Origin of the sequence: Denitratisoma sp. DHT3 (genome assembly GCF_007833355.1) — a bacterium.
Lineage (GTDB): Bacteria > Pseudomonadota > Gammaproteobacteria > Burkholderiales > Rhodocyclaceae > Denitratisoma.
The window spans coordinates 267129-279467 of record NZ_CP020914.1 but is presented as its reverse complement, the minus strand read 5'-3'; the positions used below and the strand labels follow the sequence as shown (position 1 = coordinate 279467).

General features: G+C 67.2%; 9 protein-coding genes. 1 reads left to right on the top strand and 8 read right to left on the bottom strand.

Annotated features, from left to right (window positions below; genetic code table 11):
- Nucleotides 1-2: 2 nt before the first annotated feature.
- Nucleotides 3-2444, bottom strand: a complete 2442-nt coding sequence (nirB, locus tag B9N43_RS01305) for a nitrite reductase large subunit NirB (RefSeq protein WP_145840541.1) — start codon at nucleotides 2442-2444, stop codon at nucleotides 3-5.
- A gap of 349 nt (nucleotides 2445-2793) precedes the next feature.
- Nucleotides 2794-4368, bottom strand: a complete 1575-nt coding sequence (locus B9N43_RS01300) for a PQQ-binding-like beta-propeller repeat protein (protein WP_186453921.1) — start codon at nucleotides 4366-4368, stop codon at nucleotides 2794-2796.
- 74 nt (nucleotides 4369-4442) lie between these two features.
- Between B9N43_RS01300 and B9N43_RS01295 the strand changes: the two genes are divergently transcribed.
- On the top strand, nucleotides 4443-5075 hold the full coding sequence (locus B9N43_RS01295) for a TetR/AcrR family transcriptional regulator (protein ID WP_145840539.1): 633 nt from the start codon (nucleotides 4443-4445) through the stop codon (nucleotides 5073-5075).
- Nucleotides 5076-5165: 90 nt separating this feature from the next.
- Here B9N43_RS01295 and B9N43_RS01290 read toward each other — a convergent pair whose 3' ends face one another.
- The 6 genes from B9N43_RS01290 to B9N43_RS01265 all read right to left on the bottom strand — a co-directional run bounded on the left by B9N43_RS01290 (nucleotide 5166) and on the right by B9N43_RS01265 (nucleotide 12336).
- Nucleotides 5166-6875 (bottom strand): bifunctional protein-serine/threonine kinase/phosphatase, encoded by a 1710-nt coding sequence (locus B9N43_RS01290; RefSeq protein WP_145840538.1) that lies wholly within the window; start codon nucleotides 6873-6875, stop codon nucleotides 5166-5168.
- Nucleotides 6876-7082: 207 nt separating this feature from the next.
- Nucleotides 7083-8297 (bottom strand): nitrate/nitrite transporter, encoded by a 1215-nt coding sequence (locus tag B9N43_RS01285; protein ID WP_145840537.1) that lies wholly within the window; start codon nucleotides 8295-8297, stop codon nucleotides 7083-7085.
- Nucleotides 8298-8494: 197 nt separating this feature from the next.
- Nucleotides 8495-9718, bottom strand: coding sequence for an NnrS family protein (locus B9N43_RS01280; protein ID WP_145840536.1), 1224 nt, complete (start codon nucleotides 9716-9718; stop codon nucleotides 8495-8497).
- A gap of 40 nt (nucleotides 9719-9758) precedes the next feature.
- Nucleotides 9759-10490 (bottom strand): ABC transporter ATP-binding protein, encoded by a 732-nt coding sequence (locus tag B9N43_RS01275; protein ID WP_261379431.1) that lies wholly within the window; start codon nucleotides 10488-10490, stop codon nucleotides 9759-9761.
- A complete protein-coding gene (locus tag B9N43_RS01270; RefSeq protein ID WP_261379368.1) occupies nucleotides 10487-11311 on the bottom strand; it encodes an ABC transporter permease in 825 nt (274 codons plus the stop codon). The genes B9N43_RS01275 and B9N43_RS01270 overlap by 4 nt, the downstream gene beginning before the upstream one ends.
- Nucleotides 11308-12336, bottom strand: coding sequence for an ABC transporter substrate-binding protein (locus tag B9N43_RS01265; protein ID WP_261379367.1), 1029 nt, complete (start codon nucleotides 12334-12336; stop codon nucleotides 11308-11310). The genes B9N43_RS01270 and B9N43_RS01265 overlap by 4 nt, the downstream gene beginning before the upstream one ends.
- Between the last annotated feature and the right edge of the window lie 3 nt (nucleotides 12337-12339).

The window sequence follows — 12339 nt, the reverse complement described above, 5'->3', positions numbered from 1 at the left end:
TCTCAGATCTCCAGAAGTTCGTATTCGCGCCGCACCGCCGCCTTGGCGACGGCCTCGGCCCAGGGGTCCCGATAGTCCCGCAGCGCATCCAGCAGCCGCGCATAGAGCGCGCGGCGCCGGGCCGCGTCGTCGACCACGATCTTCCGCACGTGGTCGATGCCCACCCGCTCCAGGTAATGGCAGGTTCGCTCCAGGTAGTGGCCCTCCTCCCGATAGAGCTGGAGGAAGGCGCCGGTGGTCTCCATCACTTCCGCATCGCTCTTCACCTTGCAGAGGAACTGGGCCACCTCGGTCTTGATCCCGCCGTTGCCGCCGACGTGGATCTCGTAGCCGGAATCGACGCCGATCACGCCGACGTCCTTGATCCCGGCCTCGGCGCAGTTGCGCGGGCAGCCCGAGATCGCCAGCTTCACCTTGTGCGGCGACCACATGCCGAACAGCTCCCTCTCCAGCTTCACGCCCATGTCCATCGAGCGCTGGGTGCCGAAGCGGCAGTGCTCGGAACCGACGCAGGTCTTCACCGTGCGCAGGCTCTTGCCGTAGGCGTGGCCGGAAACCATGCCCGCCGCGCCGAGGTCGGCCCAGATGCCGGGCAGGTCCTCCTTCTTCGCGCCGAGCAGGTCGATGCGCTGGCCGCCGGTGACCTTGATGGTGGGGATCGCATACTTTTCCGCCACGGCGGCGATCGCCCGCAGCTCGTCCGGCGTGGTGAGGCCGCCCCACATCCGCGGCACCACCGAATAGCCGCCGTCCTTCTGGATGTTGGCGTGGGCCCGCTCGTTGATGAAGCGCGACTGCGGGTCGTCGCGGGCCTCGTGGGGCCAGGTGGAAATCAGGTAGTAGTTGAGCGCCGGGCGGCAGGCGGCGCAGCCGTCGGGCGTCTTCCACTCCAGGAAATGCATGGTCTGGGGAATGGTGTAGAGCTTGTGCTCGCGGATCGCGCGGCGCACCTCGCCGTGGGAATGGTCGGTACAGGCGCAGAGCGGCTTGTCCTGGCCGCGCGCCGGCTGATAGGCGCCGCCGACGGTGGAGGCCAGGAGCTGTTCCACCAGGCCGGTGCAGGAGCCGCAGGAGGAGGACGCCTTGGTGTGCTTGCGCACGTCCTCCAGGGTGAACAGCCCTTGCTCCTTGATCGCCTTGACGATGGTGCCCTTGCACACACCGTTGCAGCCGCAAACCTCGGCCTCGTCGGGCAACGCGGCGGCCTTGTTCTGGCCGGCGTGGCCGGCGTCGCCGATATGGCTCTGGCCGAACATCAGTTGCTCGCGGATCGCGGCGATGTTCTTGCGCTCCCGCAGCAACTGGAAATACCAGGCGCCGTCGGCGGTGTCGCCGTACATCACGGCGCCCACCAGCACCTCGTCCTTGACGCAGAGTTTCTTGTAGATGCCGCCGGCGGGGTCCTGCAGGACGATCTCGTCGACGCCCTCGCCACCCTTGAAGTCGCCGGCGGAAAAGACGTCGATGCCCGTCACCTTGAGCTTGGTGGACGTGACCGAGCCCTGGTAGCGGCCGATGCCGTACAGCGCCAGATGGTTGGCGCACACCTTGGCCTGCTCGAACAGCGGCGCCACCAGGCCGTAGGCCGTGCCGCGATGGTTGGCGCACTCGCCCACGGCATAGATGCGGGGGTCGTAGGTCTGCAGCGTGTCGTTGACCACGATGCCGCGGTCGCAGTGGATGCCGGCCTGCGCCGCCAGCTCCGCATTGGGGCGGATGCCCGCCGCCATCACCACCAGGTCGGCGGGAATGCTCTCGCCGTCCTTGAAGCGCACGCCGCAGACCCGGCCGCTCTCGCCCTGGATCAGGGACTCGGTCTGGCGCCCGAGCTTGAAGCACAGGCCCTTTTGCGCCAGCGAGGCCATCAGCATGTCGGCGGCCGCCTTGTCCAGCTGGCGCTCCATGATCCACGGCGACAGATGCACCACGGTCACCTTCATGCCGCGCAGGGCCAGGCCGTTGGCGGCCTCCAGGCCCAAGAGGCCGCCGCCGATCACCACCGCGTGCGCGTGGTAGGCGGCCGCGTCGATCATCGCCTCGGTGTCGGCGATGTCGCGGTAGGCGATCACTCCCGGCAGGTCGTGGCCCGGCACCGGCAGGATGAAGGGCGTCGAGCCGGTGGCCAGCAGCAGGCGGTCGTAGTGCGTCTCGCTGCCGTCGGCGGCGATCACCTTGCGGCCGGTGCGGTCGATCCGCGCCACCTTCCGCCCGGCGTGCAGCGTGATGCCGTGGTCGCGGTACCAGTCCCAGTCGTTGAGCACGATGTCCTGCAAGGTCATCTCGCCGGCCAGCACCGGCGAGAGCAGGATGCGGTTGTAGTTGGGATGGGGCTCGGCGCCGAACACCGTGATGTCGTAGAGATCCGGCGCCAGCTTGAGCAGTTCCTCGAGGGTGCGCACGCCGGCCATGCCGTTGCCCACCAGAACCAGTTTCGACTTTTTCATTGCACGTCCTTTCCGCCACTCGTTGCGGCGCCCGACCGCCCTCGATGCGGTCGAGGGCATCCGGCTTCGCCTTGCCAGATCATTCAGCAAGCGTTGTGCCATTCCTTGCCGATCCGCTCAGGATGCGGATTCATGGCATTCAACGATCTTCTGACGGAATCTTCTTGGACGGGTCGCGCACCACTGCGGCGCAGCCGTGCGCCGGGAATGCACCACTTGGGCCGCCCCTGATCCCGATTGGGATCTTCGGCATCGGCCGTGTCGATCAAGGCGTAGGCGCGAGCGAGCTGCGGGCGGGGTTCGGCCGGTTATCGCCAGCGCCCCGCGACGCCCCATTGCTTGTATCCGGCTACATCGCGTCTTTCGATGCGCGAACCGGGCGCGAGACCTGGATGCCGCCCCTGGCTTCCAGTTGTTTCAACGGGCCGGGAAGCAGCCGGTTCATGAGCCATGCAAGCGGCTCCACCGCGGACGTCAGAACGCTTCCGAGGCTGTTGATGATCGTTCCGTCGGGCAAAACCGCCGTGATGCCGGAGGAATCGTCGGACAGGCCGACGATCTCCTTGATCCCCTTGCCGGTCTTCATATCGATGGCGACGATGGCGGAACGGATGGGAATGGGAATCCGCCATTTCCCCCAGCCCAGCGTGTAGCAGTACACCACGGGCTCCAGCACCATGCCCTTCACGATGACCGGATTGCCGGTGCTCCTCGCAACCGGCCCGCCCAGATACCAGCGCGAAGGCAAGGCGGCCTTGACCAGGTTGCCGATGTCGCTTTCCCAGAGCCGATGCCCGTTGGGATCGATGGCGATGGCGAAGGCATCGACCTCCTGAAGCGCCACGATGGTTCCGTCCTCCCCGACCGCGGCCGCGCCGGCGGCGGCCTTGGTCTGGACCGTCCATGCCCGCTTTCCGTTCGCCGTATCGAAGGCGTAGAACATTCCATCGTCGTCGCTGACATAGGCGAAGCGGCCATCGGGGGACAGCGTCGGGCTGGAACCGCTGCCCGGCCCCATATCGCTGCTGAAGGCGATCTCGACTGTCAGTTTCCCGTCGGATCGGGGCTTCAAATCAAACCCCATCAAAACGCCGCGCCCCGGTGCGACCGAACTGACCGCAACGAAAATGCGCCCGGTACGCATGTCCACGGCCGGCGTATTGGCGGAATTCATTTCTCCGCCAAAGATCAACTGCCACGCCCAATCCCGGAGGCCGGGGTCCATCAGGCCGAAGCCGAGGATAGCGTCGCGCAGGGGATACTTCGTGCTTTTGGGCGGAATCAATCCCGGCAGCCGGACCACATCGGCCCTCGGCTTCCCGGTGGCGCGATCCACGACCACCACCTGACCGAAATTCGTGACGCCCAACACATCCCCGTCCTTGGTGAACACGGCCGTCGTAAAGGCGTTGATCGGGAAGTCGGGACGTTGGAAATGCGCTCCCGCAGGAGCGGCCGGCAGATCGACGACCCACTTCACCTTGCCGTCGGGCTTGAACGACCAGAGTTGATTGCAGTCGGAAATATAGACATCGCCCTCGCGATCGACGATCGGACTGGACAGGATCGCACAGCCGTCGAGATCGTTCATGTTCTCCATGGGCTTGGCCTGCCACAGCAAGGCGCCATCCAGCGTGAAGGCGTGCAGATTGGAATGCCCCCGCCCCTGGCCGGTGGTCGCGTACAGATGGCCGTCGGGCCCCACCGTCGGAACCGTGAGCGTGGCAGCGCCCTGGAGGGCCGTCCAGCTCCGGTACTGCGTCGGCAAGTCGACGGGCTGCGATCTGCGGTTGGCCTCGCTTTGATGCAGCGAGGCCCATCCGCTTGGCGCATAGACCGACGCTCCCCAGGCCACTGGAAGATCGACGACGGACAACACGGCCGCCACGATCGCGCAAGCGCAAAGCTGGAATCCGCTGGACATGAACGCTCCCCCCTCATTCATTAATGGCATCCATTACGCTACTATAATGGCCGCCATTACGTCAATCAGAATCCATGGATACCCGCACCCGCCTGCTGCACGCCGCCGAGCATCTCTTCGCACGGGAGGGCATCGAGCGTACGCAAACCCAGGCCATCATCCAGTTGGCGGAACAGCGCAACAGCTCGGCACTGCACTACCACTTCGGCTCCCGGGAGGGCCTGATCCGGGCCATCTTCGAACGGCATCTCGAAGAGATCGAAAAAATCAGGGCTCAACGGCTGTCCGATCTCAAACGCGGCGGCAAGACCCGTGATCTACGATCGCTGGTGGAGGCGCTGGTGCTGCCCATTGCCTCGAAACTGGCGACGCCGGACGGCCGCAACTATCTCTTGATCGTCCAGCAATACGTGACCCAGCACGGGGAATGGATCGATTCCATGCTCTTGCCGCCCTCGCTGAAATCGCTTCACGGCTGGTTGTGCGCCGCGTTGAGGAAGATTCCAAAAGCGGTCGCCGAGGAGCGCATCCGCTTCGCCATCAACGGCATGATGACGGCCCTGGCGTCGCGGGTACGGGCGGCGGACCTGGGGCACGAAGTGGCGTTGAGCGATCAGGAGTTCGTCGACAACCTGATCGGCATGATCCACGGCGCATTGGGGCACCCGTGGCCGACATATGGCCGCCCCCGGAAACCCAAGCCTTAGGAGCGCCGGCCACAGGACGCACGGACCCCTGTCACGGGGATCGGGATTCGTTGGCCTCCGCGTTGTTCTTTCTGCGCCATGAAAGTGAGCTCAGTGCCGGCTCCAGAGGTAGAGCAGCACCAGATTGAACAGCAGAGACAGGCCGGCGACGACTTTCAACACGAGACCCGGACGGCGCTCCACGAGGGGGACCCGGCGTCGTACCGCGAGGGGACGATGGGCGCCCCGTTCCAGGGCGAGACGGAATTCCTCGGCGGTCTCGAAGCGCTCCGCGACATCCCGGGCGCAGGCCTTGAGCAGAATGTTCTCCAGCCAGTCGGGAATGTCACGCCGATAGCGGGTCGGCGGCACCGGCTGGCCGAAGCGGGGCAACTGAAAGGGCTCGATCTCCCCGTAGGGATAGCGGCGGGTCAGCAACTCATAGAGCGTGACGCCGCAGGCATACAGATCGCTGGACTCGCTGGCCGCCTGGCCGGCGAAGAGCTCCGGCGCCATGTAGGACGGCGTGCCCGGGTTGTTGATTTCGCGGAAACGGTGGCCGTCACTGGCCGCCACACCCAGGTCGAGAATGGTCAGCCGGCCATCGGGCCCCAACTGGAGATTGTCCGGTTTGATGTCCCGATGGATGATGCCCAGTCGGTGCAGCCGGCCGATGCCGGACAGCAGGCGGATGCCCAACTGGGCCGCCTCCGCCGGCGTGAACTGGTGCCCCCGCGCCAGGCGGGCCTTGAGGCTCTCCCCTTCATGCCAGGTCATCAGGTAATACAGATGGGCGCGGGGGCCATGGCTGATCACTTGGGGAAAACAGGGCGCGATGGCGCGCCGCGCCAGCCACTCCTCATACACCAGGGCGGCGACGGCCTCCTCGTCGCCGCATTCGGGACGCAGGGTCTTCAGCACCAGCAGTTGCGGCCCCTCGACCCCGTGCCGCTCCACCTGGTAGAGCAAGGTTTCCCGCGACTCGTGGAGCAAGGCCCGGACCCGCAGGCCGTCGATCTCCTGCCCCGCCGCCAGGCGCGGCGGCAGCGGCAGCTTGCTGGAGGCCAGCAGCGTGTCGCGCAGGTCGCCTTGCGGCACGGCGGCGACATCGGCCACCAGGGCGCTGCAATTGTCCTGGGAGTCCCGCCGCAGCGCCTCCCGGGTCAGCGCCTCGGCGGCGTCCTCGGCTTCCCCGTGGCGCGCCAGCAGCTCCTGGATGCCCGCGTCCCCCAGGGTGCCCCAGACCCCGTCGGTGAGCAGGATGAAGCGGTCGCCCACCTGCAGCTCGCCATCGCCATGATCCACCACCAGATGGGCATCCAGGCCGATGGCCCGGCGCAGGACATTCTCCAGTTCCGGATGGGGCCAGGTGTGATCCTCGGTGAGCTGGGTCAGCGCGCCGTCGCGCAACAGATAGATGCGGGAATCGCCGACATGGGCCAGGTAGTAGCGGGCGCCGCGCAGCACCAGGCCGCTCAGCGTGGTCGCCATGCCGATGTAGTCCGCCGTATGGCGAGCCTGGCCCAGCAGCCAGCGGTTGGACGCGACCAGCACCGTCTCCAGGGACTTGGCCACGCTCCAGGTGTCCGGCGTGGCGTAGTAATCCACCAACAGATTGCGCACCGCGTACTCGGCCGCCTCGCGGCCGTTGGCATGGCCACCGACGCCATCGGCCACCACCAGCACCATGCCCTTGCTGTCGAGCTCGGCGCCCTCGGGCTGGGTCGCCCCCAGGAAATCCTCGTTGCGGGCACGCCGCCCCGCCAGGCTGTGCTGGCCGATGCGGACGCGCAATGAGGCAGGACGTGCGGCGGTGTTCATGGTGTCGGGCGGAGGAGCCGGGAGGAAACCTCCCCGCCCAATCCTAACGCTCATGGAAGCCAATTTTCCGCCCCGGCGCATGCAATACGCGGAGGGCAAGAAGACCCGCCCCCTCCCCGCCTCCCCTTCTCCGGGGGAGGTGACGGCATTGGCTCGCTGCGCTCGAAGTCACCACACACTCCGTTTTTGCGTTCTTTCACACTCAACTCAAATGCGGGCCGCGGTCAGATGGGCCGCGCCCCAGGTGGTGCGCCAGCGGGTCTTCACCGCCGTCAGCCCGATGAGCGCCACGAGGGCCAGCAGGGCAAACACCAGGAATCCCAGCTGATAGCTGCCGGTCACCTGCCTGGCATAGCCCAGGGAGGAGGCCAGGTAGAAGCCACCGAGGCCGCCGGCCATGCCCACCAGACCGGTCATCACGCCGATCTCGCGCCGGAAGCGCTGGGGCACCAGTTGGAACACCGCGCCGTTCCCCATGCCGAGGGCCAGCATCGCCCCCCCGAACACCGCCGCGCAGGACCAGACGTCGGGCAGGCCGGCACTGACCACCACCAGGAACAGCGCCGCCGTCAGATACATCACCGACAGGCTCCTGACCCCACCGATGCGGTCGGCCAGGGCGCCACCCAGGGGACGCACCAGGGAGCCGGCGAAGACGCAGGCGGCGGTGAAGTAGCCGGCGGTTTTGGCGTCCAGGCCGTACTGGACGTTGAAATAGATCGCCAGGGAGGAGGCCAGCCCGGAAAAGCCGCCGAAAGTCACGCCATAGAAAAACATGAACCACCAGGCATCCTTGTCCTTCAGCACCCGGAAATAATCCGCCAGGGGCCGCGGCGGCGGGCAGCCGGGGGCATCCTTGGCGAAGATCAGGTAGAGCGCGAAGACCAGGCTCAGGGGAATCAGGAGCAGGCCGAACACATTCACCCAGCCATAGACGGCCGCCAGGCCGGGGCCGAACAGCGCCGCCAGGGCCGTACCGGAATTGCCCGCCCCGGCGATGCCCATGGCCTTGCCCTGGTGCTCCGGCGGATACCAGCGGGAAGCCAGCGGCAGGGCCACCGCGAAGGCCGAGCCGGCGACGCCGAGGAACGCCGCCAGCACCAGCACCTGGGCATAGCTATGGATGCCGGCCCGCCACGCCACCGCCAGCGCCGCGATCACGATCACCTGGCCGATGGCGCCGGCCTTCTTGGGCCGCAGGCGGTCCACCAGCAGGCCCATCGCCATGCGCAGGATCGCGCCCGCCAGGAGCGGCGTCGCCACCATGAAGCCCTTCTGCACCGGCGTCAGGTTCAGGTCGGCGGAAATCTGCACCGCCAGGGGGCCGAGAATGACCCAGACCATGAAGGCCAGGTCGAAATAGAGAAAGGCCGTCAGCAGGGTCGGCGCATGGCCGGCCTGGAGAAAAGATTTCCTGTCCATCATCACTCCTTCGGGTGGTCGATGGACGCTTCATCGCAAGCCCTGTGCCAATCGCCGCGAGCCGGTGAAAACCCTTGTGCCACGGGGTCTTGGCCCTGCCGCCGCGCGGCGGGGCCAGGGCGGCGGCACCAGGGTGGTGCGACAGCCCCGGTGCGGGCACGTCCTTGGCGCGCACGGCCGCGGCCAGGAGCGGCGGATCACCTCACAGGCGGTGCTTCGTCACATCCACTGCGACCATCGGGGCGTGGCGCCGCCAGGATGGGGAGCGAGAACACCAGATAGATGGTCCAGGCGGCGATCCAGACGAGCGCAGCGGTTTCGAGGAGTTCGTCGAACGCCAGTGGAGTCCAGCTGGCGGCGCAGCGCACCAGTGCGGCGAGCACGAGCAGGCCGGCAGCCAGTGGCAGCCAGTGCCGGTGGTCCAGGCCCCAGCCACTGTGCATGCGGCCGGCGACAGACATGACGATGAGCACGGCCAGGCCGAGGGCACCGACGACGAGCAGGTGTTCGCCGGCGCTGATCAGGTCGTTGCCGCCCAGCCGGCCGATGCCGATCAGTGCGTAGCCCAGCCCCATGCAGACATAGACGAGGTAGGGAATCAGCACCCAGCGCTGGCGCAGGACGCGGCCGACGTGCCAGTCGTTGAGCAGGTTGGCGATGGCGGCGGCGGCGGCCAGGGCCAGCCAGCCGGGAACGGCGTTGCCGGGCAGCAGGAACTCGCCGGCACTGTAGGCGGCGATGGCGAAGATGGCCAGGTTGCGCCGCGGCCGCCGGGCCAGATAGGGCGCTGTTTCCTTGCCCTGGGCTTCGAGCACGTCGTTGACCAGGCGCATCGAGATGCGCGACAGGGAGACGACGATCAGCGCCATCAGCACGCCGATGGTCAGCCGCAGCCAGGGCAGCGGGTCGCGGCCGGCGATCAGCGCGAAGTAGAAACCGGAGTGCACGGCAAAGAGGGCAAGCAGGTTGTAGATGAAGGTGAAATGGCGGCGGTCCGGCTGGCGCCACAGCGGTCTGGCGACGCTGGCAATCAGCGTCAGCAGCAGGGCCAGATCGCACAGCGCCGCCGGCCAGACGGTGAGTGTGCCGGAGAGGGTGAAAGAAATGCGCCCGCCCAACCACAGCGCGACCAGCATCTGCAGCCGGAGACGGGGAATGGGCGGCACGCCAGTGAATTCCGGCACAGCGGTGAGCAGGAAGCCGACGATGGAGGCCATGGCGAAGCCGAACAGCATTTCGTGGGCATGCCAGACCACGATGCCGCCGGCGACCTCCGGCAGCGGCAACAGGCCGCTGACCAGGGCGATCCACCAGACCATGGCCAGGGCGCCGTGCGCTGCGGTGAGCAGGAAGAAGGGGCGGAAGGGGCAGATCCAGAGCGGCGCGGTCGACCGGAGAAAACGGCCCAGAACGGTATTCATTGCAACTTCCTCGGTTGGCGGCAATACCTCTTTTCCGGCTTCAAGGCAGTTCCGGCATTGCAAAGGCGGCGCGGATGTCCGGCCAGCGGATGAACTCGGCGGTACGCGTGAACACCCAGGATTCGTCGCGGGCGGCGAGCGGCGTGTCGACGCGGTGCTCGGCGACAATGCGCCCCGGACTGCCGGCCATGACCAGGATGCGATCCGCCAGGCGGATGGCTTCCATCAGGTCGTGGGTAATCATCAGTACGGCGCAGTTCCGGGCTTGCCGTTCCTCGGCGAGCAGATGATAGAGCTCGCCCTTCAGGCCGATGTCGAGCGCCGAGAAGGCTTCGTCGAGCAGCAGCAGGTCGGGCTGCACGGCCAGGGCGCGGGCCAGTGCGGCGCGGCTCTGCATGCCGCCGGACAGGGCGCTCGGGTATTTGTCGAGGTCGTCCTCGGTCAGCCCCATGCGCAAGGCCAGTGCCGTGGCGGTGGCATGCCGGTCGGCACGCGGCTGGCCGGCGGCCTTGAGGCCGAGCGCGATGTTGTCGCGGGTACGCTTCCAGGGCAGCAGGCGCGGCTGCTGGAACATCATTGCCAATCGCTCGAAGTGGCACTCAACACGGCCTTCCCAGGGCTGCAGCAGCCCGGCGACCAGGTTGAGCAGCGTCGTCTTGCCGCAGCCGGACGGGCCGACCAGGGCCACCGCCTCGCCGGCCGCCACCGTCAGGTCGATGTCTTCGAGAACGCGCTGGTAGCCGAAGCGGTGCGCGACGCGGTGAACGGTCAGTTGCTTGATGATGCGAACTCCCGCCAGGACTCGACCTTGCGCTTGATCGGTTCCAGCAACAGATATTCGATGGCCAGCAGGCTGCCCACCAGGGCGACGATCCAGGCCATCGAGGCCGCCGTGTCGAGATGGCTGCGGGTCACCGCCAACGCGGCACCGATGCCGTCGGTGGTGGCGAGCAGCTCCGCCATCACCACAACCTTCCAGGCGGTGCCCAGCGCCGTGATCCAGCCCGGGAAAAGGTAGGACACCACGTGCGGCAGGTACACGTCGGTCAGCTTCATCCACCACGGCAGGCCGAACATCCGCGCCACCGCCTGCAACTGGCCGTCCAGCGTGCGGGTGCCCTGCATGGCGCCGACGAAAATGATCGGGAAACAGGCGATGAAGACGGTGAATACCGGCGTGCCGTCGCCCGCGCCGAACCAGAGCAGGGCAAGGATCAGCCAGGCGATTGGCGGCGTGCCGACGAGCAGCGTGACGATGGGCCGCGCCATCACCGAGGCGGTGACCGACAGGCCGGCAAGCAGGCCGAGCAGGCTGCCCAGGCTCAGCGCCAGGATGTAGCCAAGCAAGGCGCGGCGGGCGGTGACGATGATTTCCGGCCAGGCGGCGCCGGTCGAGAACAGCCCGGCCAGCGTGGCGAAGGCTTCGCCCGGCGTTGGCAGGATCAACGCGCCGAGGTGCTGGGCGGCCAATTCCCACAGCGCGAAGAAGAGGCACAGGCTGGCCAGCGAACCCCAGCCACTCCACAGGTAATGGCCGGTTGCCGCCAGCCATTCCACGGTACGGCGGGCGAGCGGCAGGCGAGGCTGGCTCACGGCCGGCCGGCGTTACCGTAGAAGCCGGCGTCGGGCAGCTTGCCACCGACCAGCGCCGGATTCTTGGCAAGCATCTGCTGGAAGAAGAAGGTCAGCTCTTCGCGCGCAGCGGCGGCGCTGACGTGCCTCAGCGGGCTGGCCGCCAGTGAATCCGCCACCGCCTCGGGGCTCAGCAGGTCGATGCGCTTGGCCACCATCTCGCCGCATTGCCGGGCATTTTTCTGGCACCAGGCCAGCGATTTTTCATAGGCGGCCATCACTTTCGCCTGCAGGGCATCGTTGCTCATGGCCTTGCCGAGCACGGTAATGCCAGCCTGTGGCAGGCGCGCCTCCCGCTTGAACAGGCGGCCCCATTCCTGCTGCAGGTCGACGCTGCGGTAAAGATCGGGAGCGACGACGCTGATCGGGAAGGACTTGGTTTTGCGCAGCGCCATCGACACCGCCGGCTCGGCGAGCAGGGCGTGGTCGACGCGGCGGGTGATCAGCAACTGCATGGCATCGAGCGGCGAGGCGACGTAGCGCAATGCGAAATCCTTCTTCGGGTCCATGCCCAGCCTTTCGGCGAGCAGGCCGAAGACGATGTCCGGCATGTCGGCCCGGAACGGCATGGCGATTTCCTTGCCGCGGAAATCGGCCAGCGTCTTCAGGTTCTTGTCGCGCGACACCATCCACAGCACACCCCAGGTCGAGATGTTGAGCAACTTGAGCGGCTGGCCCCGGTTGTACAGGTTGGCCGCCACGTTGCTCGGCATCGCCAGGAAATCCGCCTTGCCGCCCAGGGCCAGCACGCGCAGCTGGTCGGGGTCTTTCCAGGTCACGAACTCGACACTGTCGGCCACCTCCTTCAGCGCGCCGGTCTCGACCATGTGGATCAGCGGTACCGAGACGGCAGCGGCCGGGCCGGCCAACACCAGCCTGGGCAGCTTTTCGGCATGGGCCGGCACGGCAAGCGCCAACGCGGCCAGACAGGCCGCCGCCATGCGGCCGAGACGGGAGGCTTTCAGGTGGATGAAGGCGGATGTCACGCG